At 60.5% G+C, this 24,980-nt stretch carries 21 protein-coding genes, 2 tRNA genes and 2 rRNA genes; 4 read left to right on the forward strand and 21 right to left on the reverse strand.

All coding sequences use genetic code 11. From position 1 onward, the window contains the following. Positions 1-242: 242 nt before the first annotated feature. The 3 genes from clpB to rluD form a co-directional block, all read right to left on the reverse strand. Positions 243-2,807: an ATP-dependent chaperone ClpB gene (clpB, locus tag NMB38_RS18705; protein WP_494354852.1), complete on the reverse strand. Its 2,565-nt coding sequence runs from the start codon at positions 2,805-2,807 to the stop codon at positions 243-245. 177 nt (positions 2,808-2,984) lie between these two features. Further along, positions 2,985-3,725, reverse strand: coding sequence for a peptidoglycan editing factor PgeF (gene pgeF, locus NMB38_RS18710; RefSeq protein ID WP_027915701.1), 741 nt, complete (start codon positions 3,723-3,725; stop codon positions 2,985-2,987). Then, positions 3,722-4,684: a 23S rRNA pseudouridine(1911/1915/1917) synthase RluD gene (gene rluD, locus NMB38_RS18715; protein WP_023533229.1), complete on the reverse strand. Its 963-nt coding sequence runs from the start codon at positions 4,682-4,684 to the stop codon at positions 3,722-3,724. Before rluD ends, pgeF begins: the two co-directional genes overlap by 4 nt. 147 nt (positions 4,685-4,831) lie before the next feature. On the opposite strand from rluD, the gene NMB38_RS18720 reads away from it, so the two are divergent. Further along, complete coding sequence (locus tag NMB38_RS18720; RefSeq protein ID WP_027915700.1) at positions 4,832-5,851, forward strand: outer membrane protein assembly factor BamD; 1,020 nt, start codon at positions 4,832-4,834, stop codon at positions 5,849-5,851. 94 nt (positions 5,852-5,945) lie between these two features. Continuing rightward, positions 5,946-6,176, forward strand: coding sequence for a PP0621 family protein (locus tag NMB38_RS18725; RefSeq protein WP_023533255.1), 231 nt, complete (start codon positions 5,946-5,948; stop codon positions 6,174-6,176). Positions 6,177-6,184: 8 nt separating this feature from the next. Here NMB38_RS18725 and thiO read toward each other — a convergent pair whose 3' ends face one another. Genes thiO through NMB38_RS18750 form a run of 5 tightly spaced genes read right to left on the reverse strand, consistent with a single transcriptional unit; the run spans position 6,185 to position 9,005 of the window. Further along, positions 6,185-7,282: a glycine oxidase ThiO gene (gene thiO / locus NMB38_RS18730; protein WP_088523216.1), complete on the reverse strand. Its 1,098-nt coding sequence runs from the start codon at positions 7,280-7,282 to the stop codon at positions 6,185-6,187. Between the two features lie 56 nt (positions 7,283-7,338). Beyond that, a complete protein-coding gene (locus NMB38_RS18735; protein WP_027915698.1) occupies positions 7,339-7,725 on the reverse strand; it encodes a type IV pilin protein in 387 nt (128 codons plus the stop codon). 1 nt (position 7,726) lies between these two features. After that, positions 7,727-8,191 (reverse strand): hypothetical protein, encoded by a 465-nt coding sequence (locus NMB38_RS18740; RefSeq protein ID WP_027915697.1) that lies wholly within the window; start codon positions 8,189-8,191, stop codon positions 7,727-7,729. Beyond that, entirely contained in the window at positions 8,188-8,826 is a 639-nt protein-coding gene (locus NMB38_RS18745; RefSeq protein ID WP_132578351.1) for a PilW family protein, read from the reverse strand. Before NMB38_RS18745 ends, NMB38_RS18740 begins: the two co-directional genes overlap by 4 nt. Next, entirely contained in the window at positions 8,823-9,005 is a 183-nt protein-coding gene (locus tag NMB38_RS18750; protein WP_027915695.1) for a type IV pilus modification PilV family protein, read from the reverse strand. The genes NMB38_RS18745 and NMB38_RS18750 overlap by 4 nt, the downstream gene beginning before the upstream one ends. A 109-nt stretch (positions 9,006-9,114) precedes the next feature. Here NMB38_RS18750 and NMB38_RS18755 point away from each other — a divergent pair, with 109 nt between their 5' ends. Next, a complete protein-coding gene (locus NMB38_RS18755) occupies positions 9,115-9,612 on the forward strand; it encodes a GspH/FimT family pseudopilin (protein ID WP_027915694.1) in 498 nt (165 codons plus the stop codon). A gap of 36 nt (positions 9,613-9,648) precedes the next feature. On the opposite strand, the gene ispH is transcribed toward NMB38_RS18755, so the two are convergent. The 6 genes from ispH to murJ all read right to left on the reverse strand — a co-directional run bounded on the left by ispH (position 9,649) and on the right by murJ (position 16,984). Next, complete coding sequence (gene ispH, locus NMB38_RS18760; RefSeq protein ID WP_027915693.1) at positions 9,649-10,596, reverse strand: 4-hydroxy-3-methylbut-2-enyl diphosphate reductase; 948 nt, start codon at positions 10,594-10,596, stop codon at positions 9,649-9,651. Between the two features lie 14 nt (positions 10,597-10,610). Next, on the reverse strand, positions 10,611-11,048 hold the full coding sequence (gene fkpB / locus NMB38_RS18765) for an FKBP-type peptidyl-prolyl cis-trans isomerase (protein WP_027915692.1): 438 nt from the start codon (positions 11,046-11,048) through the stop codon (positions 10,611-10,613). Beyond that, complete coding sequence (lspA, locus tag NMB38_RS18770) at positions 11,041-11,556, reverse strand: signal peptidase II (RefSeq protein WP_027915691.1); 516 nt, start codon at positions 11,554-11,556, stop codon at positions 11,041-11,043. The genes fkpB and lspA overlap by 8 nt, the downstream gene beginning before the upstream one ends. Beyond that, positions 11,549-14,380: an isoleucine--tRNA ligase gene (ileS, locus tag NMB38_RS18775; RefSeq protein WP_088523211.1), complete on the reverse strand. Its 2,832-nt coding sequence runs from the start codon at positions 14,378-14,380 to the stop codon at positions 11,549-11,551. Before ileS ends, lspA begins: the two co-directional genes overlap by 8 nt. Then, complete coding sequence (gene ribF / locus NMB38_RS18780; RefSeq protein WP_494354853.1) at positions 14,377-15,327, reverse strand: bifunctional riboflavin kinase/FAD synthetase; 951 nt, start codon at positions 15,325-15,327, stop codon at positions 14,377-14,379. Before ribF ends, ileS begins: the two co-directional genes overlap by 4 nt. 118 nt (positions 15,328-15,445) lie before the next feature. Further along, positions 15,446-16,984, reverse strand: a complete 1,539-nt coding sequence (gene murJ, locus NMB38_RS18785) for a murein biosynthesis integral membrane protein MurJ (RefSeq protein WP_027915688.1) — start codon at positions 16,982-16,984, stop codon at positions 15,446-15,448. Between the two features lie 250 nt (positions 16,985-17,234). Between murJ and rpsT the strand changes: the two genes are divergently transcribed. Then, positions 17,235-17,513: a 30S ribosomal protein S20 gene (rpsT, locus tag NMB38_RS18790; protein ID WP_023533220.1), complete on the forward strand. Its 279-nt coding sequence runs from the start codon at positions 17,235-17,237 to the stop codon at positions 17,511-17,513. A gap of 128 nt (positions 17,514-17,641) precedes the next feature. Here rpsT and NMB38_RS18795 read toward each other — a convergent pair whose 3' ends face one another. The 7 genes from NMB38_RS18795 to NMB38_RS18825 all read right to left on the reverse strand — a co-directional run bounded on the left by NMB38_RS18795 (position 17,642) and on the right by NMB38_RS18825 (position 24,980). Then, entirely contained in the window at positions 17,642-19,942 is a 2,301-nt protein-coding gene (locus NMB38_RS18795) for a PqiB family protein (RefSeq protein ID WP_027915687.1), read from the reverse strand. After that, positions 19,935-20,558, reverse strand: coding sequence for a paraquat-inducible protein A (locus NMB38_RS18800; RefSeq protein ID WP_028688058.1), 624 nt, complete (start codon positions 20,556-20,558; stop codon positions 19,935-19,937). The genes NMB38_RS18795 and NMB38_RS18800 overlap by 8 nt, the downstream gene beginning before the upstream one ends. Further along, the gene (locus NMB38_RS18805) at positions 20,545-21,204 is read right to left on the reverse strand and encodes a paraquat-inducible protein A (RefSeq protein WP_027915685.1); all 660 of its coding nucleotides are present in this window, start codon (positions 21,202-21,204) and stop codon (positions 20,545-20,547) included. The genes NMB38_RS18800 and NMB38_RS18805 overlap by 14 nt, the downstream gene beginning before the upstream one ends. 214 nt (positions 21,205-21,418) lie before the next feature. Continuing rightward, a 5S ribosomal RNA gene (gene rrf / locus NMB38_RS18810) occupies positions 21,419-21,534 on the reverse strand. Between the two features lie 134 nt (positions 21,535-21,668). Beyond that, positions 21,669-24,560: ribosomal RNA gene (locus tag NMB38_RS18815) — 23S ribosomal RNA — on the reverse strand. Positions 24,561-24,803: 243 nt separating this feature from the next. Next, positions 24,804-24,879: transfer RNA gene (locus NMB38_RS18820), tRNA-Ala, on the reverse strand. 24 nt (positions 24,880-24,903) lie between these two features. Continuing rightward, positions 24,904-24,980: transfer RNA gene (locus NMB38_RS18825), tRNA-Ile, on the reverse strand.

The raw sequence follows: 24,980 nt of genomic DNA on the forward strand, positions 1-24,980 counted from the left end.
CTCGATTGATCATGCAAGCATAAATTTCAAAAATTTCAGCGAGTTATCTTGGATGGGTACAAAGGCCCGGATTTACAGGGGTTAGCTGGTCTCCTTGAAGACAGCATAGAGGTTGTTGGGGCCGCGTTGCGTCCCATCACGGCCCGTCCGGCGCCCCGGCAAGGGCGCGCCTACATTGACCGCGCGGGGCCTGCCTGGCCCATTGGCCGCGAGACGGCCCCAACAACCCTATGCGACCAACATCACGCAAACACGATTTCGTCGCCTTCCACGGTGGCAGTGATGGCCGTACCTGGCACGAACTTGCCCGACAGGATCAACTGCGCCAGCGGGTTTTCGATCCAGCGCTGAATCGCACGTTTGAGCGGCCGCGCGCCATACACCGGGTCGTAACCGACTGCGATCAGCTTGTCCAGGGCCTGCGGGCTCAAGCTCAGCGAAAGCTCACGCTCCATCAGGCGGCTGCGCAGCCGTCCCAGCTGGATCTCGGTAATGCCGGCGATCTGCTCGCGGCCCAGCGGTTCGAACACCACCACTTCGTCGATCCGGTTGATGAACTCGGGACGGAAGTGCGCACCTACCGCATCCATTACAGCGGCACGTTGCGCCTCGCGGTCGCCCACCAACTCCTGAATCTGCGCCGAGCCCAGGTTGGACGTCATCACGATGACCGTATTGCGGAAGTCCACGGTGCGGCCATGGCTGTCGGTCAGGCGTCCGTCTTCCAGCACCTGCAACAGCACATTGAAGACGTCGGGGTGAGCCTTCTCCACCTCATCGAGCAGCACCACCGAATACGGCTTGCGGCGCACGGCCTCGGTCAGGTAACCGCCCTCCTCGTACCCCACATAGCCTGGCGGTGCACCGATCAGCCGCGCCACGGAGTGTTTCTCCATGAACTCGGACATGTCGATACGCACCATGGCTTCCTCGGTGTCGAACAGGAATTCGGCCAGCGCCTTGCACAGCTCCGTCTTGCCCACGCCGGTCGGGCCGAGGAACATGAACGAGCCGCTGGGCCGGTTGGGGTCGGACAGACCTGCCCGGGACCGGCGCACCGCATTGGCCACGGCAGTGACGGCCTCGCTCTGGCCAATGACGCGCTGGTGCAGCAGCGCTTCCATTTTCAGCAGCTTCTCGCGCTCGCCCTCCAGCATCTTGGACACTGGGATGCCCGTCCACTTGGAAACCACTTCGGCAATTTCTTCCTCGGTGACCTTGTTGCGCAGCAACTGGTTATCGGTCTTGCCGTGCTGGTCGACCATCTGCAGGCTGCGTTCCAGGTCCGGGATTACCCCGTACTGCAGCTCAGCCATGCGGCTCAGGTCGCCTTTGCGGCGGGCGGCCTCGAGCTCCTGGCGCGCTTGTTCGATCTTCTGCTGAATCTGGGCCGAACCCTGGACTTCAGCTTTTTCCGACGCCCAAATCTCTTCGAGGTCGGAATATTCGCGCTCCAGGCGCTCGATTTCCTCGGTCAGTTTCTCCAGGCGCTTCTTGGCAGCCTCATCCTCTTCTTTCTTGAGTGCCTGGGACTCTACCTTCAGCTGAATCAGACGGCGGTCAAGACGGTCGAGCACCTCCGGCTTGGAGTCGATTTCCATCCGAATACGGCTGGCTGCCTCGTCGATCAGGTCGATGGCCTTGTCGGGCAACTGACGATCGGTGATGTAGCGGTGGCTGAGCTTGGCCGCCGCGATGATAGCGCCGTCGGTGATGGCCACCTTGTGGTGGACTTCATAACGTTCTTTCAAGCCACGCAGAATAGCGATGGTGTCCTCTTCGCTAGGCTCCTCCACCAGTACCTTCTGGAAGCGACGTTCCAGGGCCGCATCCTTCTCGATGAACTGGCGGTATTCGTTCAAGGTGGTGGCGCCGACGCAGTGCAGTTCACCACGGGCCAGGGCAGGCTTGAGCATGTTGCCTGCGTCCATGGCACCCTCGCCTTTACCGGCGCCGACCATGGTGTGCAATTCGTCGATGAACAGGATCACCTGCCCTTCTTGCTTCGACAGTTCGTTGAGCAGGCCTTTGAGGCGCTCCTCGAATTCACCCCGGTACTTGGCGCCGGCAATAAGGGCCCCCATGTCCAGGGCGAGCAGGCGCTTGCCTTTCAAGCCATCTGGCACTTCGCCGTTGATGATGCGCTGGGCGAGGCCCTCGGCAATGGCGGTCTTGCCCACGCCGGGCTCACCGATCAGCACGGGGTTGTTCTTGGTACGGCGTTGCAGCACCTGGACGGTGCGGCGGATTTCGTCGTCACGGCCGATCACAGGGTCAAGCTTGCCTTCTTCGGCACGCTTGGTCAGGTCGACGGTGTACTTGTCCAGCGCCTGGCGTAATTCCTCGGCGTTGGCATCGTTTACGGCCGCGCCACCGCGCAGGTTATTGATGGCGTTTTCAAGGGCTTTCTTGCTCACGCCCTGGCTGAGCAGCAACTTGCCCAGCTTGCTGTTTTCATCCATGGCCGCCAGCACTACCAGCTCGCTGGAAATGAACTGGTCACCCTTTTGCTGGGCCAGGCGGTCTGCCTGGTTGAGCAGGCGCGCCAGATCCTGCGACATGTTCACGTCGCCCGTCGGGTTCTGGATCTTCGGCAATTGGTCGAGTTCCTTGACCATGGCCTGACGCAGGCTATTGATGTCGAAGCCGACCTGCATCAGCAGTGGCTTGATGGAGCCACCCTGCTGTTCGAGCAAGGCCTGCAGCAAGTGGACAGGCTCGATGGCGGGGTGGTCCATGCCAACGGCCAGGGATTGCGCATCGGATATTGCAAGCTGGAGCTTGCTGGTCAAACGGTCTATTCGCATGATGTACCTTCCTGTAAAGGGCAGGTCGGAGCGATGGACAGCGCCTGTTTATGAAGAAACCTGCCTGAGATGTCTTATAGATAAGGCTGATTCTGGAAGATTCAAGCGTAGCGCGGTTGACGGAGGTCAAGCTGCTGGATTTGCACAGGTGTAATGGCAGGTACAGCCTATTGCGCGCTAGCGCGGCGCCAGCCACACCAAAGAAGCGAAACGCCCGCCTTGCGGGGTACGCCGATAGGAGAAGAACCGCTCGTCGCTCACCGTGCACAAGCCGCCACCGTAAACAGCCGTGACCCCACGGGCTGCCAGGCGAATACGGGCCAGGGCGTAGATATCGGCCATCAGCTTGCCGGGTCGTTCGCCGTCGACGAATGCCCGTGCGGCCTCAGGGTGCACCGCAGTAAAAGCATCGCGCACCTCCAGGCCCACTTCGAATGCCTGCGGCCCAATGGCCGGGCCCAACCACACCAGCACCTGAGCCGGTGGTACGTTCAGACGATCCAGGGTGGCTTCGAGCACACCGCCGGCAAGCCCGCGCCAGCCTGCATGAGCGGCCGCCACTTGCGTACCTGCCTGGTCACAAAACAATACAGGCAGGCAATCGGCGGTCATTACCGTACAGGCGATGCCTGGCCGGTTGGTCCAGCTGGCATCGGCTTCGACCACGCGGGAAGGGTCTGCATCGGCGACGGCCAGACCGTGCACCTGCTTGAGCCAGGCGGGCTGGATGTCGAACTCGCCGCTTAGGCGCAGGCGGTTCTGGGCAACGGCCGCAGGGTCGTCCCCCACATGGTCACCCAGATTGAAAGTATCGAAAGGCGGCAGGCTGACGCCGCCCTGGCGGGTGGTGACGCAGGCGCGAACCGAGGCTGGCGCAGGCCAGTCCGGCGTCAGCAGCGACTGCGTCAAGCCACTCATCCGATGAAGCTCTCGCGATCCTGATTGAGCAGCGACAGCAGCCAGACGAAATCGTCGGGCAGTGGCGATTCCCACTCCATGCGCTCGCCCGTCGCCGGGTGCACCAGTGCCAGGAAGCGTGCGTGCAGGGCCTGCCGCGGGAAGGTCTTGACCGCCTCGACCATGGTCGGGCTTGCCGCAGGCGGGATGCGGAAACGCCCGCCGTAGGTCTGGTCACCAACCAGGGGGAAGCCGACGTGGGCCATGTGCACGCGGATCTGGTGGGTACGCCCGGTTTCGAGCTTGACCCGCACGTGGGTGTGCGAGCGGAAGCGCTTGAGCACACGGTAGTGGCTGACCGCTGGCTTGCCGCCGTCGGTGACGGCCATGCGCTGGCGCATGCCGCCGTGACGACCGATGGGGGCGTCGATCTTGCCACCGGCGGTGACCACGCCCACCACGATGCATTCGTAGATACGGCTGACCGACCGCTTCTGCAGCTGGTCGACCAAGTGGGTTTGCGCCTGCAAGGTCTTGGCCACGACCATCAGGCCAGTGGTGTCCTTGTCCAGGCGGTGGACGATGCCGGCACGTGGCACGTTGATGATGTCGGGCACGTGGTGCAGCAAGGCGTTGAGCAAGGTACCGCTGGCATGGCCGGCAGCCGGGTGCACCACCAGGCCCGCAGGCTTGTTGATGACCAGGATCTGGTCGTCTTCATAGACGATGTCCAGCGCGATGTCCTCGGCCTCCCATTCGCCCTGGGCCTCCTGCTCGGCTTCCAGGGCCAGCACGGCACCGCCATGCACGGTGTCACGCGGGCGCAGGACAGCCCCGTCGACCGTCAGACGGCCATCTTTGATCCATGCCGTCAGCCGCGAGCGCGAATACTCGTCGAACAATTGGGCGGCGACCTGGTCGAGGCGTTGACCGCCCAGTTCGGACGGGACCTCTGCGCTAAGTTGAATGATCTCGGACATGCTCGATTCAGTGGGCGCACAGCCTTTGGTTTCAGCTGCGAGCTTGTGGTTAAATACGGCTTCTTTTGTCCCGGGGTTGGCCGGGGCGCTCATCATAACAGGACGGCCCCGCCCAAGACAGCGGCCGTCAAAGGGACGCAAGCCGCCATGCAAGTGAAACACCTGCTGCTGATCGCCATCCTCGGGCTCACCGCGGCCTGTTCCTCTAATAAGGAAGTCATCGACGAGAACCTCAGCGAGGCCGAGCTGTATCAACAGGCCCAGGCTGACCTGGACAATTCCAGCTACACCAGCGCCGTGAACAAGCTCAAGGCCCTGGAGTCGCGTTACCCGTTCGGCCGCTATGCCGACCAGGCGCAGCTGGAGCTGATCTACGCCAACTACAAGAACGCGGAGCCGGAGGCTGCCAAGTCTGCCGCCGAGCGCTTCATCCGCCTGCACCCGCAGCACCCGAACGTCGACTACGCGTACTACCTCAAGGGTCTGACCTCCTTCGACCAGGACCGTGGCCTGCTGGCGCGCTTCCTGCCGCTGGACATGACCAAGCGCGACCCGGGCGCGGCCCGCGACTCGTACAACGAGTTCGCGCAGCTCACCAGCCGCTTCCCCAACAGCCGTTACGCCCCAGACGCCAAGCAGCGCATGATCTACCTGCGCAACCTGCTGGCCTCCTATGAAATCCACGTGGCCGACTACTACCTCAGCCGTCAGGCATATGTGGCTGCCGCCAACCGTGGCCGCTACGTGGTCGAGAACTTCCAGGAAACGCCCTCGGTTGGCGACGGCCTGGCGGTGATGGTCGAGGCGTACCAGAAGATGCACCTGGACGACCTGGCTGCCACCAGCCTGGAAACCCTGAAGCTCAACTACCCGGACCACCCAAGCCTGGCCGATGGTGAGTTCCAGCCCAAGCAGACCGAGTCTGACGGTCGCGGCTGGCTGTCCAAAGCCACGCTGGGCCTGATCGAAACCGACACCCCGCTGCCACCGGGTCAGACCCGCGCCAACCAGGACGTGATCAAGCAGTTCCAGGATGCGCGTGATGAAATGCCCAAGGAGCTGCTGCCCAAGGATGAAAACGGCGACCCGATCGAGCCACCAGGGCCGAAGGAAGCCGACAGCAACCGCTCCTGGTTCAGCTACATGACCTTCGGTCTGTTCGACTGATTCAGCCGTTGCATGAAAGGGAGGTCTGGGACCTCCCTTTTTTTATGCCTGCGCCCTAGACTGTCATCCTCTTTCATTCGACAAGCTGAACACCATGGTTCGCCTACTTTTCTGGATCGTCCTGATCGCCGCCGCGTTCTGGCTGTGGCGCAAATTCAAACTCAGCCAGCAACCGCGCCAAGAGGCCAAGCTCGACGCGCCGCTGAAAATGGTTCGCTGCGCGCATTGTGGCGTGCACCTGCCCACCGACCAGGCATTGGCGCAGGGCAACACCTGGTATTGCAGCCAGGCACACTTGCAGCAGGGGCCTGGCCGACAGGGCTGATCGGGCGGTTAGCCAAGGCGCCCCTGCGGGGCGTAGGGTGCCGGATCGATGATAGGCTCGGCGCCATTGAGCAAATCGGCCAGCAGTTGGCACGAGGCTGGCGCCAGCACCAGCCCGTTTCGATAATGGCCGCAATTCAGCCATAGCCCCTCGAAATCGGGCACCGGCCCGATAAACGGAACGCCTTCAGGCGAACCTGGCCGTAGCCCGGCCCAGTGGGCAACCACAGGCGCGCCTTCCAGGCCGGGCAGCAGATCCACTGCCGATGCCTTGAGGCTTGCCAGCGCCTCATCGGTGGGTGTTTTGTCGTAGCCGGCATGCTCCAGCGTACTGCCCACCAGAATGTGACCATCCCGGCGCGGAATTGCATAACGACCTTTGGCAAGCACCATGCTTGGCAGAAAGTCTTCAGCGCATTTGAACAGGATCATCTGCCCTTTCACCGGCTCGACCGGAAGCTCAAGGCCCAAGTAGCGCAGCAGTTCGCCGCTCCAGGCACCGGCGCTGAGTACGACTTCGTCGGCCGCCAGCTCGCCTTCAGCGGTGCTCACCCCAATGATACGACCGCCCTGCTGCACGAACCCCGTGATCTGGCAGTGCTCCCGCACACTCACATTGGGCAATGCCAGCAACGCCGCCTTCAGCGATTTGACCAGGCGCGGGTTGCGCACATTGGCCACGCCCTCCATGTAGAGGGCTCGCTCATAGCCTGGCCCGAGCACAGGGACTGCGTCGTACACCGCCGAAATGTCCACGGCGCTCAACGGCCGCTGCTGACGGTCCGCCCATGCCAAGGCCTGGGCTTGATCATCCAGGTCAAGCCAGTACAGCCCGGTGGTATGTACTTCAGGGTCCAGGCCCGTGCTGGCGAATAAGCGCTCACCCAGCTGTGGATAAAAGTCCTGCGACCAATGCGCCAGGGCGGTCACTGCCGGGCTGTAGCGCCAGGGGTACAGGGGCGAGACGATACCGCCCCCGGCCCAGGAGGACTCGCGACCTACCTCGCCTTGGTCGCATATCACTACCTGGTCGACGCTCGCCGCCAGGTTGAATGCCGTCAGCAGGCCAATGACCCCGCCACCGACCACCACTACTTGCTTGCTCATCTGTCGATTCAACACCTGAAGTAAAAAACCGCGATGCACCGGGCACCTGTGACCGTTCAGCCTCCCCAGCAGCGCGCGCTGTCGATGGCGCCGTGGTTGCGCCCTACCCCAGCTTGATCAAGCTCGAAATCGCCACAGCGGTCTTCGGCCATCAGCCCTTTTGGCAAACGTCGGGCGCGCAGGGTGAAGGTCTGGTCTTCGCGCAGCGCTTGCAGGCTGTAGTAGCGATTGCCCGAAGGCAGGCTCGGGTCGCCTTCGGCATACTGGCCAGTAACCAAGCGATGGCGTTCCAGGCGCAATGCAGCATCCTGCAACAGGGCGACCACCTCGTGGCGCGCTGCCTGCCGCAGGTGGTCGTTGTAACGGGGGTAGGCAATGGCTGCCAGAATGCCGGTGACGGCCAGCACAATCAACAGCTCGATCAGGCTGATGCCTTGCTGCATGTCAGTCTCCTCTGAATCTTTGTCGCCACGTCATGCGTACAAGCGCACTACCATCGCTGGCATACACCGCTTCCACCACCTGACGAGGATGACTTAGCTGGCTGACCGCGGTTACCCGGAACACTGTCACTGATCGCCCGGCCGGGACACCCACGGCGCGTTGCGTGGTGCCCAGGTTCTGCACCTGAAAAAAGCCTTCTGGCCCGGCTTCCCAGACCCCGGCCAGGCGATGCGGCTGCTCAGGCGGCGGGCACACTTCACATGGCGGTGGCCGTACCTGCATGATCGACTGCTTGCCAACGTCCAATGTGGCTTCGGCCTGCTCGAAGGCCAGCTGCCCTTCTTTGAACAGGCCCACCATTTGCGTCTCAACGGCGGCCGCACGTAGCGCCGAGGTGGTCAGCACACCCAGCAAGAGGCTCAGCACCAATGCCAACAGCAGCACCACCCCACGTTCGCGCGTCATGGCTCGCCCCCGTTGCGGCGGGCCACACTGACAACGTACTGCTGCTCCAGCGCCAACACGGGATCGAACAGATCCAAGTGCAGGTCGATGCGCTGGCCATCGGCCGCAGCCATCACGTGCAGACGGCGCACATGCTCAAGCAGGGGCTGGGTGCTGCTGCCACGGGTGAAGTACAGGGTAGCGCCCCTGACGGCGTAACGATGCCGGGTGATGGGGATGGCCATTAGCGGCGCGGCGGCTTGGACATGCCCTCGATGTACCTTGGCGTACCCCACGCAGTCAGTGAGCAGGGTCCATTGAGGCTTCAGCGGATGGCCAGGAAGGTCGGCCACCACCACCTCAAGGTTTGAGCCCTCGACTTCCAGAGGTCGGCTAAATGCGGTAAAGGTGTCGCCGTCTGGCAGATCCGCGGGCTCCAACCGCAGGCAGCCGAACATGCCAGCCATGCGGATGTCCTGGGCCATGCGCAACAAGGCCAGCCGTGCATCTTCCTGCATGCGCAGCGCTGCCCCTTGCAGCTGCCACGCTCGGTGGGCAGAGGTGAACAACTGGCTGGCGCCGGCCAACAGCATCAACCCGAGTGCCAGCGCCAGTAGCAGCTCGAGCAATCCGACCCCTTTTTGCCAGGGCCTCATGGCAGCGCCTGCTCATGTGCACTGGCAGATGCCAGCACCGCCTGCACCTGCTGCCGAGCGTCTTGCGAGGCCTGCAAAGCCTGCATGTGCAGCGCTGCTGCGGCAAACATGCCCACCGCAATCACCACCATGGCCAACAGCGTTTCCAGGAGCGTCATGCCCCGTTGCGTTACCTGCATCCCTGCAGCTCCTGCGACTTTTCATGCATTGTCGATGTACGCCTGCCACTGGAAGGGTGGCCCAGCGTGCGTGAAGCTAAAGCCAAGCACGTCCAAGGAGAAATGCACGGTGAAGCAACAGGGAGTAACACTGATACAAACGGTGTCGGCATTGGCGGTACTCGCTGTCCTGACGCAGCTGGGGGCGCCTGCCTACGTCAAGCTCAGCGATGACGTGCACCGCGCTGCCGTCACGCGAGACTTGGCGCAAACGCTGCGGAGCGCGCGTGGGCGCGCCATGCTGCTGGGTGAGGCCGTGCGGGTGCAAGCGCTGGACGAAGCATGGGGCAATGGATGGCGAGTGACGCTGGAGCAGGATTCGCGGGTGCTGCATGAACACCGCCTGCGTCGGCCTCTGCAGATCGCCGCGAACCTAGGTACGACGATGACGTTCACGGCCATGGGCCTGCCAGTGAACCCCGCCGGCAACTGGCTGGCGGCGACTTTCGAAGTATGCGCGCGGTCGGCTGGCACCAGCCAGCATCAAGTGGTGATGGCGTCCAGCGGCAGAGTCAGGGTATCGAATGAAACTCGCGACACCCGAGGGTGCGCAGGTGCAGGGGCCTGAGCGTTCGCGGCTAACCGCTCAGGCCCGCGCAGGCGATCAGATCAACGAGCGCACACGCAGCTCTTTGGGCATCGAGAAGGTGACGTTCTCTTCACGCCCGTCCAGCTCCTCGGCGCCCGTAGCGCCCCAGGCCTTGAGCTGTTCGATGACGCCGCGCACCAGCACTTCCGGCGCGGACGCGCCTGCGGTGATGCCGATGCGGCCAACCTGGTCGAACCAGGCCCGCTGCAGGTCTTCAGCGCCGTCGATCAGATGGGCTGGGGTACCCATTCGCTCGGCAAGCTCACGCAGGCGGTTGGAGTTGGAGCTGTTAGGGCTGCCGACCACCAGGACCACATCACACTCGTCGGCCAGTTGCTTAACGGCATCCTGGCGGTTTTGCGTGGCGTAGCAGATGTCGTCCTTGCGCGGCCCGCCGATGTTCGGAAAGCGCGCACGCAGCGCGTCGATCACGCGGCTGGTGTCGTCCATCGACAAGGTGGTCTGGGTCACGAATGCCAAGTGGTCAGGGTCTCTCACCTGCAGATTGGCTACGTCGTCCTCGTCTTCTACCAGGTAGATGGCCCCGCCGTTGCTAGCGTCATACTGCCCCATGGTGCCTTCGACTTCCGGGTGGCCGGCATGGCCAATCAGGATGCACTCACGGCCATCGCGGCTGTACTTGGCCACCTCGATGTGCACCTTGGTGACCAATGGGCAGGTGGCATCGAATACCTTCAGGCCACGCCCACCGGCTTCCTGACGCACGGCCTGGGAAACCCCATGGGCGCTGAAGATGACGATGACATCGTCAGGCACCTGGTCCAGCTCCTCGACGAAAATGGCGCCACGGCTGCGCAGGTCCTCGACGACGAACTTGTTGTGTACCACTTCGTGGCGCACATAGATGGGCGGGCCGAACACTTCCAGCGCGCGGTTGACGATTTCGATCGCCCGGTCGACCCCCGCGCAGAAGCCGCGCGGGTTGGCGAGTTTGATTTGCATGATCGGCTCCAGGCCTACAGGGCCTTCACCTCGAGGATCTCTACCTCGAAGGTCAGGGTCTTGCCAGCCAGTGGGTGATTGAAGTCGATGGTCACCTGATCGTCGTCGAAGGCCTTCACCACGCCCGGTAGCTCGGCGTTGGCGGCGTCCTTGAAGATGATCAGCAAGCCATCGGACAGCTCCATGCCTTCGAACTGAGACCTTGGCATAACCTGCACATTCTGTGGGTTAGGCTGGCCGAAGGCGTTCTCCGGGGCCACCTCCACGGTGCGTTTGTCGCCAGCCTTGAAACCGAACAGCGCGGCCTCGAAGCCCGGCAGCAGGTTGCCGTCGCCCACCTTGAAGGTGGCAGGCGCCTTGTCGAAGGTGCTGTCGACCGTGTCACCGTTTTCCAGGCGCAGGGCGAAATGCAGGGTAACTTCGGTGTTCTGGCCGATACGAATGTCAGTCATGGACCGGCTCCTCGGATTTCTTGCTCTTGAACATGTCCAGCGCCAACATGATTGCGCCGACGGTAATGGCGCTGTCGGCCACGTTGAAGGCCGGGAAGTAGTGGCGGTTCTGCCAGTGCACCAGGATGAAATCGACCACATGGCCCAGCACGATACGGTCGTAGAGGTTGCCGATGGCCCCGCCCAGCACCAGGGCCAGCGCTACGGCCAGCCAGGTTTCATGACGGCCGAGGCGCTTGAGCCACACCACCAGCACTGCACTGACCACCACGGCGATCAGGGCGAACAACCAGCGCTGCCAGCCGGCGCCATCGGCCAGAAAACTGAACGCAGCGCCGGTGTTGTAGGCCAGGGTCCAGCTGAAGTAGTCGGGGATGACGACAATTTGCTGGTACATGGTCAGGGCGTTGTTGAAGTACAGCTTGGTGGCCTGGTCGACGACCAGGACCAGCAAGCTCAGCCACAGCCATACGAGGCGCCCGAAGCGCCCCGCTGCAAGGTTAGGCATAGTGGCGCACCTCGCCGGAGCCGGTCAGGTTTTCCACACAGCGACCGCAGATTTCCGGATGCTCCGGATGGCTGCCGACGTCTGCACGGAAGTGCCAGCAACGGCCGCACTTGGTGTAGCCGGACTTGACCACTTTCAACTTGAGGCCTTCGACCTCGGTCGCCACCGCTTCGGCAGGCGCCTGCGCGAACGGCACCACGCTGGCAGCCGAGGTGATGAGCACGAAACGCAACTCATCGCCCAGCTTGTTCAGATCGGCGCTCAGGCCCTCGTCCGCGTACAAGGTGACTTCGGCCTGCAGGTTGCCGCCGATGACCTTGGCGGTACGCTGGTTTTCCAGTTCCTTGTTGACCGAAGCCTTGACCGCCATGACGCGGTCCCAATAGGCGCGATCGAGTTCGGTGCCTTCCGGCAGCTCACTCAGGCCTTCATACCAGCCATTGAGCATGACCGACTCGTTACGCTCACCCGGCAGGTACTGCCAGATTTCGTCGGCGGTAAAAGCCAGGATCGGCGCGATCCAGCGCACCAGCGCCTCGCTGATGTGGTACAGCGCGGTCTGGCAGGAACGGCGGGCGACGCTGTTGGCACCCGTGGTGTACTGGCGATCCTTGATGATGTCGAGGTAGAAACCACCCAGCTCCTGCACACAGAAGTTGTGCACCTTCGAGTAGACGTTCCAGAAGCGGTACTCGCCGTAGTGCTCTTCCAGCTCGCGTTGCAGCAACAGGGTGCGATCCACCGCCCAACGGTCCAGGGCCAGCATGTCCTGCGGCGCGAGCAGGTCGCGTGCCGGGTCGAAGCCGGTCAGGTTGGAGAGCAGGAAGCGTGCGGTGTTGCGAATACGCCGGTAGGCATCGGCGCTGCGCTGCAGGATCTGCTCGGACACTGCCATTTCACCGGAGTAGTCGGTAGCAGCGACCCACAGGCGCAGGATGTCGGCACCCAGGGTGTTGTTGACCTTCTCCGGCTCGATGGTGTTGCCCAGCGACTTGGACATCTTGCGGCCGTTCTCGTCCACGGTGAAGCCGTGGGTCAGCAGCTCGCGGTATGGCGCGTGGCCGTCGATGGCGCAGCCGGTCAACAGCGACGAGTGGAACCAGCCGCGGTGTTGGTCGGAACCTTCCAGGTACAGGTCGGCGCGGGGGCCGGTGGCATGGCCGATGTCGTGGGAGCCGCGCAGTACATGCCAGTGCGTGGTGCCGGAGTCGAACCATACGTCCAGAGTGTCAGCGATCTTGTCGTACTGCTCGGCTTCGACGCCGAGCAGCTCGGCGGCGTCCAGCTTGAACCAGGCCTCGATGCCCTGTTGCTCGACGCGCTTGGCGACCTCTTCCATCAGCTCGACGGTCCGAGGGTGCAGCTCGCCCGTCTGCTTGTTCAGGAAGAACGGGATAGGCACGCCCCAGTTACGCTGGCGCGAGATGCACCAGTCAGGCCGGTTTGCGATCATCGAGTGCAAGCGTGCCTGGCCCCACGCCGGGACGAACTTGGTGTCCTCGATGGCCTTCAGGGCACGCTCGCGCAGCGGTTCGCCGTCGCGTGGCTGCTTGTCCATGCCGACGAACCACTGTGCGGTGGCACGGTAGATCAGCGGCGACTTGTGACGCCAGCAGTGCATGTAGCTGTGGCTGATGGTTTCGGTGTGCATCAGCGCACCGACTTCGCCCAGCTTCTCGACGATGGCCGGGTTGGCCTTCCAGATGAACTGCCCGCCGAAGAACGGCAGCGATTCGACGTACACGCCGTTACTCTGCACGGGCGTGAGGATTTCATCGTTGATCATGCCGTAGCGCTTGCAGGTCACGAAGTCGTCTTCACCGTAGGCCGGCGCAGAATGCACCACGCCAGTGCCTGCGCCCAGTTCCACGTACTCGGCCAGGTAAACCGGCGAAAGGCGGTCGTAGAACGGGTGACGGAAGTTGACCAGCTCAAGGGCCGAGCCTGGGGCGGTGGCGATCACCGAACCTTCCAGTTCGTAGCGCTTGAGGCAGGACTCGACCAGCTCTTCGGCCAGGACCAGCAGACGCTCGCCGATGTCGACCAGGGCGTACTGGAACTCGGGGTGAACGTTCAGCGCCTGGTTGGCAGGGATGGTCCACGGGGTGGTGGTCCAGATCACGATGGCGGCCGGTTTTTCGAGTGCCGCCAGGCCGAAGGCTGCGGCCAGCTTGGCGTCATCGGCGACAGGGAACGCCACGTCGATGGTCTGCGACTTCTTGTCGGCGTATTCGACTTCCGCCTCGGCCAGTGCCGAGCCGCAATCGAAGCACCAGTTCACCGGCTTGAGGCCCTTGAACACGTACCCCTGCTTGACCATCTCGGCCAGGGCGCGGATTTCACCAGCCTCGTTGGCGAAGTTCATGGTCTTGTAGGGGTTGTCCCAGTCGCCCAGCACGCCCAGGCGAATGAACTCGGTCTTCTGCCCTTCGATCTGCTCGGCAGCGTACTCGCGGCACAGCTCGCGGGTACGGTCGGCGGTCAGGTGCTTGCCGTGGGTGACTTCGACCTTGTGTTCGATCGGCAGCCCATGGCAGTCCCAACCCGGCACGTACGGCGCATCGAAGCCGGCCAGGGTCTTGGAGCGGACGATCATGTCCTTGAGGATCTTGTTCAGCGCATGACCGATGTGGATCTTGCCATTGGCGTAGGGCGGGCCGTCGTGCAGGACGAACTTGGGACGATCCTTGCCAATCTCGCGCAGCTTCTGGTACAGGCCAATGCTGTCCCAGCGCTGCAGAATCTGCGGTTCGCGCTGAGGCAGGCCGGCCTTCATGGGGAAGGCGGTGTCCGGAAGGTTTAGCGTGGCTTTGTAGTCGGTCATTTCAGGCTCTTGGTTAGCGGTTGAGCGTGCCAATGTGCACGTGCGGCGGCGATATCCGCATCGATCGCCGACTTCAGCGCCTCCAGGGAGGCGAATCGCTGCTCTTCACGCAGCTTGTGGTGGAACACCACCGTCAGACGGCGACCATAAAGGTCACCGGCATAGTCCAGCAGATGGATCTCCAGGTGCGGGCGCCCGTCACCGGCAACGGTAGGACGCACGCCAATGTTGCCGACACCCGCCCAGGCCTTGCCGTCGATCTCGATGCTGGCCAGGTAGACACCGGCCAACGGTACGCGACGACGCTTGAGCTGGATGTTGGCAGTGGGTGTGCCGAGCTGGCGGGCCAGCTTCTGGCCATGCAATACGCGGCCGGTGATGCTGTACGGGCAGCCCAGCAGATGCTCGGCCAGCTCGAAATTGCCTTGCGCCAGCGCCTTGCGTACTTCGGTGCTGCTGACCCGTAGGCCGTCCTGGATCACGGTGTTGGCGGCTTCTACGGTAAAACCATACTGCGCGCCGGCCTGGACCAGGAAGGCGAAATCGCCTTTGCGATCACAGCCAAAGCGGAAGTCGTCACCCACTTCGAGATGCTGCACGCCCAGGCCATCGACCAGGATGGTCCTGACGAAGTCATCGGCGTCGAGCTCACCCAGGCGCTGGTTGAAGGCCAGGCACAATACGCGGTCGATGCCTTCGCCGGCCAGCAACGCGATCTTGTCCCGCAGCCGGGCCAGGCGGGCCGGCGCGGTATCGGGCGTGAAGTACTCGCGCGGTTGCGGTTCGAAGATTACCACGCAGGTCGGCAGGCCCAGGGCCTGGCCTCGCTCGCGCAGGCGCGCCAGGATTGCCTGGTGGCCGCGGTGAACCCCGTCGAAGTTGCCAATGGTGGCGACACACCCCCGGTGCTCGGGGCGCAGGTTGTGAAGACCTCGAACCAGCTGCATAACGCGCTTCTTGCTCATAAAGTGGCCGATTATAACCACACCCGGGCGCCGGTGACAGGCAGCAGCGCCCAAGGGCGGCGTGGATTGCGAAAAACCGACGCCTGACGCGCCCGCAGCCTTAGTGCAAGGCTTTGCGGGCGAACTGCCGAGGTCGGAAACCGCACAGGTACAGGCAACCAAAGTAGGTGACGACGGCTGCCATGATCAGCGCCATCAGCCGCATCAGTCGTTCAAGCATGTTTCCCTCGACCCAGGCCGGCAGGTAGTGCATGCCAGCCAGCAGGACACCGGACATCAGGCCTGCCGCCAACACCAGCTTGAGCAGAAACATGGCCCAACCTGGTTGCGGTTGGAATAGCTGCTGGGTGCGCAGCTTCCAGAACAGCAAGCCGGCATTGAGGCAGGCGCCAAGGCTGATGGCCAGGGCCAGTCCGGCATGCGCCAGCGGGCCGATGAGCACCAGGTTGAACAGCTGCGTGCAGACCAGGGTGAAGACGGCGATCTTCACCGGCGTGCGGATATTCTGCTGCGCATAGAAGCCCGGCGCCAGCACCTTGACCATAATGATTGCCAGCAGGCCGACGGAATAGGCGATCAGCGCCTGCTGGGTCATGGCGGCATCGGTTGCACTGAACTTGCCGTACTGGAACAGGGCCACGGTCAGCGGCTCGGCTAGGATCGCCAGCCCCAGCGTACACGGCAGCACCAGCAAAAAGCACAAGCGCAGGCCCCAGTCGAGAATGCGCGAGTACTCTTCCCGGTCCTTGTTGGCGTAGGTCTTGGCCAGGGTCGGCAGCAGGATGGTACCCAGAGCCACGCCCAGAACACCCGACGGCAGCTCCATGAGCCGGTCTGCGTAATACATCCAGGAGACGGAGCCTGCCACCAGGAACGAGGCGAAGATGGTATTGATGATCAGCGATATCTGGCTCACCGAGACGCCGAGGATGGCAGGGAGCATCTGCTTGAGCACCCGCCACACGCCTGCATCTTTCAGGTTCAGCCGCGGCAACACCAGCATGCCGATCCTTTTCAGGGCCGGAAGCTGGTAGAGCAGTTGCGCCAGGCCACCGGCCAGCACGCCCCAGGCCAGCGCCATGATCGGCGGATTGAAATACGGCGTGAGCAATACGGCGAACACGATCATCGCCACGTTGAGCAAGGTCGGCGTGAAGGCCGGCACGCTGAAGCGGTTCCAGGTGTTGAGGATGGCGCCCACCAGGGATGACAGCGAGATCAGCAATATATAAGGAAAGGTGACCCGCAGCAGATCGGTGGTGAGCTGGTATTTCTCGGCGTTGTCGACGAAGCCAGGCGCCGTGGCCCACACCACCCATGGCGCGGCCAGGATACCGATGCCGGTCACCACGGCCAGCACCAGCGTCAGCAGGCCGCTGACGTAGGCCACGAAGGTACGCGTGGCCTCTTCGCCCTGCTGGCTTTTGTATTCGGCAAGAATAGGCACGAATGCCTGGGAGAACGCACCCTCGGCGAAGATGCGGCGCAGCAGGTTGGGTAGCTTGAACGCAATGAAGAAAGCATCGGTGGCAACGCCGGCGCCGAAAATACGCGCCAGGATGGTGTCGCGGACAAAACCCAGCACCCGCGAAATCATGGTGATCGAGCTTACCGCAGCGAGGGATTTGAGCAGGTTCATCGAAAAGATTCACGCCAATGACAGAGGACGCTGCCAGAGCGCGTCCGAATGTGCGATACTCCCGCGCCTTCGCAGGGGAGCCAAAAATTCCCGAGTGTACAGGTCGCGCAGCAGAAAGGAATCTTTCCCGCTTGTTGGCGCACCGCTCGGCGGAACCTTGCAAGTGGCCTTGACATCCGCCCGACTGATCGGCATGATTCGCGGCCTATTTTGTTTGCTATTTACCTAAAGTCTTTCGAGGAGCTCGACGGTGGCCAACTCACCTTCCGCCAAGAAACGTGCAAAACAGGCTGAGAAGCGTCGCAGCCACAACGCCAGCCTGCGTTCCATGGTCCGCACCTACATCAAGAATGTAGTCAAAGCCATTGACGCAAAAGACGCCGAAAAAGCGCAAGCCGCTTACGTTCTGGCTGTACCTGTAATCGACCGTATGGCCGACAAAGGTATCATCCACAAGAACAAGGCTGCTCGTCACAAAGGCCGTCTGAATGGCCACATCAAGGCGCTGAAAGAAGCTGCAGCTGCCTAAGCGACGCGCTAGTCAAAAAACCGACCTCAGGGTCGGTTTTTTTATGCCTGGGTTTTGTGAAGTGCCAGGCTCGCGGCTCAACGCACGCGCTGTAAAGTGGCAGGGCCGCATGGCGGCCCTACCCTGCATTACTTGGCGATCTGAATCTTGGGTGCCCACTGCAGCCATTCGTCTTCAGCTTTCTCGAACAGCGGGAACGTTTGCCTTGGCCGAGCCGGAGTGCCCATGCGTTCCCCCTCGGGCGTCGCGAAGGCAATACCACCATCGATCAGTGTTTCCAGCGACTCCGTGCGCACGGTAGCGCCCTTGAACAAGCCCCAGTCGAAGCCGAAACCGCTGCTGTTCCAGAAGCGGCTGCCGCTACGTACCAGGCTGGCATAACGCGGCTCGATCAGAATGTGGATCAGCACCCTGTCGGCACTCTGGCCTAGCTCGACGTCGGTCACCTTGCCAACCGCCACCTCGCGGAATGTCACGGGCACACCGGGCTTGATGGAGCCTAGCCGAGGTGCGCTGAGGGTCACTGGCAGACCCACCTCCGGACCGGCTACTTCGGGCGCTTCGGCCAGTGCGATGAAGTCACGCTGCGGGCCCCTGTCCTTGACCGCAGGCTGTACTTCCAGGTACTGCCCGCCCACCAGCGTGTCGAGGTTTTCGGTGCGCACCAGGCCGAAGGATGGCTTGACCACCCAAAACTGAGTGCCGGCACGGGCAATGCGCTCTGCAGCTTCGGTAATACGTGCCTTCAACAGCACTGCCTGCATGTCTTTGGTAAGGTCGACACTTTCCACACTGCCCACATCCAGCCCCCGGAAGCGGATGGCGGTCCCTGGCTTGAGCCCATCGGCGCGTTCCACACGGATCGTGATAAGGGTACCGGCACGGTTGGCTGCCTCCTGGCTTTCGTGCAGGCGGAAACGCGGGATATGGCGCTTTAGCGGCACATTGGGCCTTGGCGTGTCGAAGGCGATGCCCCCTGCCATCAGGGTTTGCAAGGACTCACTCTTGATCTTGATGCCGGACAGGCCACCGGTGAGGGTAATACCACTGGCGTTCCAGAACCGTGTCGAGCCGTTTACCAGTTTTTCGTATTCTTTCTCGATGTGAACACCGATCAGAATACGGTTGCTGTCACGGGCGAACTGATAGCTTTGCACGCTACCTACCTTCACCTGCTTGAAGGTTACGGGGCTACCCACCTCCAGTGAACCCAGGGTATCTGCGAACAGCACCATGTGCAGGCCCGGCGCCTTCAGGTCCAGCGGCGGCGCCTTGGCGCGCGCTTCGAACTCCCGTTCAGGTCGAGCACCTTTCTCCCCAGGGCGGATGGCAATGTAGTTACCCTTGACCAGTGCTTCCAGGCCCGTGATACCCGCCAGGGAAATGGAAGGTTTGACCACCCAGAACTGAGTGCCCTCCACCAGGTAGTCTTCGGTCAACGGGTCCAATGTCAGCTCGGCAGTGGCGCTGGCAAGGTTGTCCTCCATTTTCAGGGTCTTCAGAGAGCCCACCTGGATGCCTTTGTACATGACAGGCGTACGCCCGGCCTGCAGGCCCTCGTAGTCGCTCAGCTTCACTTTCACCCGGATACCGGCCTGGGCTGCATCGAAGTCCTCGTACAAGCGAAATGGCAGGCTTGGGTCGGTAGGCGGGCTGTCCTTGCGGTGCTCTGGCGTGGCAAAGGCGATGCCGCCGGCGACGATACTCGATAGCGATTCACTGCGCACCTTGACCCCCGATAGCGAGGCATCGATGCTGACGCCGCTGGCGTTCCAGAAGCGCGTATGCTTGCGCACCAGGCTCGCGTAGGCAGGCTCGATGAAGATTTTTACCTCGACTGTGCTCTGGTCGTCGGAAAGCCGGTAGCTTTTCACGCGGCCGACCTGGATTTGCTTGTAGAAGATCGGGCTGTCTTTATTGAGCGACCCCAGGCGCTCGGCCTTGAGGGTGAGGTGCAAACCAGGTTCGGAATCCGACAGGGGCGGTGCCACCTTGAGCGCGGTGAACCGCTTGGTTGGCTCACCCTCTCCGGGGCTGACGGCAATGTAGTTACCCGATACCAACGTCTCGAGGCCGGAAATGCCCGCCAGGCTGACGCTCGGCTTGACCAGCCAGAAACGCGTGCCTTTGTTCAGGTGCCCTTCAGCCGCCTGGTTCATCTCGATGGTGGCGATGACACCCTGATTCTCGCCCTCGGCATCGAGTACCAAACTCTTGACCTTACCGACCGGCATGCCTTTGTAGATGACTTCGGTCTTGTTGGCGACGATGCCTTCGCCCGATTCGAAACGCACCTCGATCTGCACCCCGGCCTCACGGTAAGCCTGCCATGCGAGCCAGCCTCCGATCATCAGCGCGATCAAGGGCAGGATCCAGATGGCCGACCAATTGGAGGCAGGCCGAGTTTTAGCCGTTGGCAGGTCACTCATGGTCGTCATCCGACTCCGTGTTATCCCAAATCAATCGGGGATCGAAGGTCAAAGCAGCAAGCATCGTCAGGATCACCACAGTTGCGAAGGCGACAGCGCCCAGATTGGCTTCGACATTGGCTATCCTGCCGAAATTCACCACTGCCACCAGAATGGCGATAACGAATATGTCGAGCATGGACCAACGTCCTATGAATTCGATGAAACGGTACATCCAGATCCGTTGCCGCGCCGACAGGGGCTGTCGGCGCTGCACGGAATACAGGAGCAGGCCGATCCCTACCAGTTTGAACGTAGGTACGAGGATACTGGCCGTAAATACCACGGCCGCAATCGGAACCATGCCGTGCTTGAGCAGGGCGATGACGCCCGACATGATGGTGTCGGGCGTGCCTTGACCAAATGAGCTGACGGTCATGATCGGCAGCACGTTGGCCGGAATATAGAGAATGGATGCAGCGATGAGCAGCGCCCAGGTGCGCATGATGCTGTTCGGTCGACGCGGATGCACCCTGGCACCGCACCGCATACACGTTTGGGATGCGTCACCTGTGGTTTGCCTGTTCAGTTCATGACACTCGTTGCAGACAACGATACCTGCATCAATCGCCCGCATGCGGGTCCTCCCCCGATAACGCACTCCAGACCTGGTGCGGTGACATGACAACCTCCAGCCAAACCTGAATCAACAGCAAGCTGATGAAGCAGAACAGACCAACCCCTACGGTAAGTTCTGCCAAGTCCACCAATTTGACGATGGCCACGAGCACGCCCATGAAGTAGACCTCGAGCATGCCCCAGTCACGCAAGTGGTGATAGGTTCTGTACAGCAACAGACCTAACCTGCGCCCTGTGTTGAGCCGAATTGCCAGTAGAACGGCCAGCTGACACATCAGTTTTGCCAGCGGTATGGCCATGCTGCACAGGAAAACCACGATGGCCACCCCCTGCATGCCCGAATCATACAGCCCCAGTACGCCGCTCCAGACCGTGTCGTCCGATGTCTGGCCTAGCAGATGCAACTGCATGATCGGCAGGAAATTGGCTGGGATGAACAGCGCGAGCGCCGTCAGCACCAACGCCAGGCTGCGGTTGACCACATTATGCCGGTGCGCATAGAGCTCGTAGCCGCAGCGCGGGCAAAGCGCTTTTTCACCGGGGTGGATCACAGGTTTGCGCAAGAGCAGATCGCATTCATGGCATGCGACCAGGTCTTGGAGTGGCAGATCAGCCAGCGTTTCTGGCTCGACGGGGTTGGACATAGGACGCTTCTGAGTAAGTGCGTGGGGTTATTCTAGTGATCTTATGGAGGCCGGCATAGGCTGGAGATTGCGGTTCGAATGGCCCGGCGCTCGAAATGCGGGCTCTTGACGAACAGGAAGGGGTGCCTTGAGCGACAGGCAGGCTAGAAAGTTTTTTTCAGCCCAAAGACAAAACCCCTACCTGCATGCGCAGATAGGGGTTTTGCGAAATGAATCTTGACGATGACCTACTCTCACATGGGGAAACCCCACACTACCATCGGCGATGCATCGTTTCACTACTGAGTTCGGGATGGGATCAGGTGGTTCCAATGCTCTATGGTCGTCAAGAAATTCTGTAGCCAGAATGTCCTATTGGACAGCCCAGCGAATTCGGATATGTGATGTTTGTGATGCGTTGCGAACTTTCGGCTCATGTCATCTTCACCACCGCAATCTGCAGGAGCAAATTGCTTGGGTGTTATATGGTCAAGCCTCACGGGCAATTAGTATTGGTTAGCTCAACGCCTCACAGCGCTTACACACCCAACCTATCAACGTCGTAGTCTTCGACGGCCCTTTAGGGGATTCAAGATCCCAGTGAGATCTCATCTTGAGGCAAGTTTCCCGCTTAGATGCTTTCAGCGGTTATCTCTTCCGAACATAGCTACCCGGCAATGCCACTGGCGTGACAACCGGAACACCAGAGGTTCGTCCACTCCGGTCCTCTCGTACTAGGAGCAGCCCCTCTCAAATCTCAAACGTCCACGGCAGATAGGGACCGAACTGTCTCACGACGTTCTAAACCCAGCTCGCGTACCACTTTAAATGGCGAACAGCCATACCCTTGGGACCGGCTTCAGCCCCAGGATGTGATGAGCCGACATCGAGGTGCCAAACACCGCCGTCGATATGAACTCTTGGGCGGTATCAGCCTGTTATCCCCGGAGTACCTTTTATCCGTTGAGCGATGGCCCTTCCATACAGAACCACCGGATCACTAAGACCTACTTTCGTACCTGCTCGACGTGTGTGTCTCGCAGTCAAGCGCGCTTTTGCCTTTATACTCTACGACCGATTTCCGACCGGTCTGAGCGCACCTTCGTACTCCTCCGTTACTCTTTGGGAGGAGACCGCCCCAGTCAAACTACCCACCATACACTGTCCTCGATCCGGATAACGGACCTGAGTTAGAACCTCAAAGTTGCCAGGGTGGTATTTCAAGGATGGCTCCATGAGAACTGGCGTCCCCACTTCAAAGCCTCCCACCTATCCTACACAAGCAAATTCAAAGTCCAGTGCAAAGCTATAGTAAAGGTTCACGGGGTCTTTCCGTCTAGCCGCGGATACACTGCATCTTCACAGCGATTTCAATTTCACTGAGTCTCGGGTGGAGACAGCGCCGCCATCGTTACGCCATTCGTGCAGGTCGGAACTTACCCGACAAGGAATTTCGCTACCTTAGGACCGTTATAGTTACGGCCGCCGTTTACCGGGGCTTCGATCAAGAGCTTCGCTTGCGCTAACCCCATCAATTAACCTTCCGGCACCGGGCAGGCGTCACACCCTATACGTCCACTTTCGTGTTTGCAGAGTGCTGTGTTTTTAATAAACAGTCGCAGCGGCCTGGTATCTTCGACCAGCAAAAGCTTACGGGGCAAGCCCTTCACCTTCGCCGGCGCACCTTCTCCCGAAGTTACGGTGCCATTTTGCCTAGTTCCTTCACCCGAGTTCTCTCAAGCGCCTTGGTATTCTCTACCTAACCACCTGTGTCGGTTTGGGGTACGGTTCCCAGTTATCTGAAGCTTAGGAGCTTTTCTTGGAAGCATGGTATCAACCACTTCATCGCCTAAAGGCAACTCGTCATCAGCTCTCGGCCTTGAAATCCCGGATTTGCCTAAGATTTCAGCCTACCACCTTAAACCTGGACAACCAACGCCAGGCTGGCCTAACCTTCTCCGTCCCTCCATCGCAATAACTGGAAGTACAGGAATATTAACCTGTTTTCCATCGACTACGCTTTTCAGCCTCGCCTTAGGGACCGACTAACCCTGCGTCGATTAACGTTGCGCAGGAAACCTTGGTCTTTCGGCGTGCGAGTTTTTCACTCGCATTGTCGTTACTCATGTCAGCATTCGCACTTCTGATACCTCCAGCAAGCTTCTCAACTCACCTTCACAGGCTTACAGAACGCTCCTCTACCGCATCATCATAAGATGATACCCGTAGCTTCGGTGCATGGTTTGAGCCCCGTTACATCTTCCGCGCAGGCCGACTCGACTAGTGAGCTATTACGCTTTCTTTAAAGGGTGGCTGCTTCTAAGCCAACCTCCTAGCTGTCTAAGCCTTCCCACATCGTTTCCCACTTAACCATGACTTTGGGACCTTAGCTGACGGTCTGGGTTGTTTCCCTTTTCACGACGGACGTTAGCACCCGCCGTGTGTCTCCCATGCTCGGCACTTGTAGGTATTCGGAGTTTGCATCGGTTTGGTAAGTCGGGATGACCCCCTAGCCGAAACAGTGCTCTACCCCCTACAGTGATACATGAGGCGCTACCTAAATAGCTTTCGAGGAGAACCAGCTATCTCCGAGCTTGATTAGCCTTTCACTCCGATCCACAGGTCATCCGCTAACTTTTCAACGGTAGTCGGTTCGGTCCTCCAGTCAGTGTTACCTAACCTTCAACCTGCCCATGGATAGATCGCCCGGTTTCGGGTCTATACCCAGCGACTAAACGCCCTATTAAGACTCGCTTTCGCTACGCCTCCCCTATTCGGTTAAGCTCGCCACTGAATATAAGTCGCTGACCCATTATACAAAAGGTACGCAGTCACCTAACAAGTAGGCTCCCACTGCTTGTACGCATACGGTTTCAGGTTCTATTTCACTCCCCTCTCCGGGGTTCTTTTCGCCTTTCCCTCACGGTACTGGTTCACTATCGGTCAGTCAGTAGTATTTAGCCTTGGAGGATGGTCCCCCCATATTCAGACAAAGTTTCTCGTGCTCCGTCCTACTCGATTTCATTGATAAGAGATTTTCGTGTACGGGGCTATCACCCACTATGGCCGCACTTTCCAGAGCGTTCCACTAATCTCAAATCAACTTAAGGGCTGGTCCCCGTTCGCTCGCCACTACTAAGGGAATCTCGGTTGATTTCTTTTCCTCAGGGTACTTAGATGTTTCAGTTCCCCTGGTTCGCCTCTTGCACCTATGTATTCAGTACAAGATAACCAGCTTGTGCTGGCTGGGTTCCCCCATTCAGAGATCTCTGGATCACAGTCTGTTTGCCGACTCCCCAAAGCTTTTCGCAGGCTACCACGTCTTTCATCGCCTCTGACTGCCAAGGCATCCACCGTATGCGCTTCTTCACTTGACCATATAACCCCAAGCAATCTGGTTATACTGTGAAGACGACATTCGCCGAAAATTCGCACGTCGCTCTTACGAGCAAAACTCACAAATTTTACCTTAGCCTGAATTCCAGCAGTGAAACTGGTCTTCAGTCTATTTCTATCACATATCCGAATTTTTAAAGAACGATCTGACAAAAGTCAGAAATCAACATTCACACCGGAATGTTCATTTCTGTATTCTGAACAGTGCTGCAAACCTGAAGGATTGGTGGAGCCAAGCGGGATCGAACCGCTGACCTCCTGCGTGCAAGGCAGGCGCTCTCCCAGCTGAGCTATGGCCCCGTATTCTACGGCTGAACCAAGTAATGGTAGGTCTGGGCAGATTTGAACTGCCGACCTCACCCTTATCAGGGGTGCGCTCTAACCAACTGAGCTACAGACCT

The sequence above is a fragment of the Pseudomonas sp. FBCC-B35 genome (assembly GCF_059133755.1).

Coding starts and splice junctions, on each gene's coding strand:
- clpB (WP_494354852.1), bottom strand. CDS start 2,807: ATGCGAATAGACCGTTTGACCAGCAAGCTCCAGCTTGCAATATCCGAT.
- pgeF (WP_027915701.1), bottom strand. CDS start 3,725: ATGAGTGGCTTGACGCAGTCGCTGCTGACGCCGGACTGGCCTGCGCCA.
- rluD (WP_023533229.1), bottom strand. CDS start 4,684: ATGTCCGAGATCATTCAACTTAGCGCAGAGGTCCCGTCCGAACTGGGC.
- NMB38_RS18720 (WP_027915700.1), top strand. CDS start 4,832: ATGCAAGTGAAACACCTGCTGCTGATCGCCATCCTCGGGCTCACCGCG.
- NMB38_RS18725 (WP_023533255.1), top strand. CDS start 5,946: ATGGTTCGCCTACTTTTCTGGATCGTCCTGATCGCCGCCGCGTTCTGG.
- thiO (WP_088523216.1), bottom strand. CDS start 7,282: ATGAGCAAGCAAGTAGTGGTGGTCGGTGGCGGGGTCATTGGCCTGCTG.
- NMB38_RS18735 (WP_027915698.1), bottom strand. CDS start 7,725: ATGCAGCAAGGCATCAGCCTGATCGAGCTGTTGATTGTGCTGGCCGTC.
- NMB38_RS18740 (WP_027915697.1), bottom strand. CDS start 8,191: ATGACGCGCGAACGTGGGGTGGTGCTGCTGTTGGCATTGGTGCTGAGC.
- NMB38_RS18745 (WP_132578351.1), bottom strand. CDS start 8,826: ATGAGGCCCTGGCAAAAAGGGGTCGGATTGCTCGAGCTGCTACTGGCG.
- NMB38_RS18750 (WP_027915695.1), bottom strand. CDS start 9,005: ATGCAGGTAACGCAACGGGGCATGACGCTCCTGGAAACGCTGTTGGCC.
- ispH (WP_027915693.1), bottom strand. CDS start 10,596: ATGCAAATCAAACTCGCCAACCCGCGCGGCTTCTGCGCGGGGGTCGAC.
- fkpB (WP_027915692.1), bottom strand. CDS start 11,048: ATGACTGACATTCGTATCGGCCAGAACACCGAAGTTACCCTGCATTTC.
- lspA (WP_027915691.1), bottom strand. CDS start 11,556: ATGCCTAACCTTGCAGCGGGGCGCTTCGGGCGCCTCGTATGGCTGTGG.
- ileS (WP_088523211.1), bottom strand. CDS start 14,380: ATGACCGACTACAAAGCCACGCTAAACCTTCCGGACACCGCCTTCCCC.
- ribF (WP_494354853.1), bottom strand. CDS start 15,327: ATGCAGCTGGTTCGAGGTCTTCACAACCTGCGCCCCGAGCACCGGGGG.
- murJ (WP_027915688.1), bottom strand. CDS start 16,984: ATGAACCTGCTCAAATCCCTCGCTGCGGTAAGCTCGATCACCATGATT.
- NMB38_RS18795 (WP_027915687.1), bottom strand. CDS start 19,942: ATGAGTGACCTGCCAACGGCTAAAACTCGGCCTGCCTCCAATTGGTCG.
- NMB38_RS18800 (WP_028688058.1), bottom strand. CDS start 20,558: ATGCGGGCGATTGATGCAGGTATCGTTGTCTGCAACGAGTGTCATGAA.
- NMB38_RS18805 (WP_027915685.1), bottom strand. CDS start 21,204: ATGTCCAACCCCGTCGAGCCAGAAACGCTGGCTGATCTGCCACTCCAA.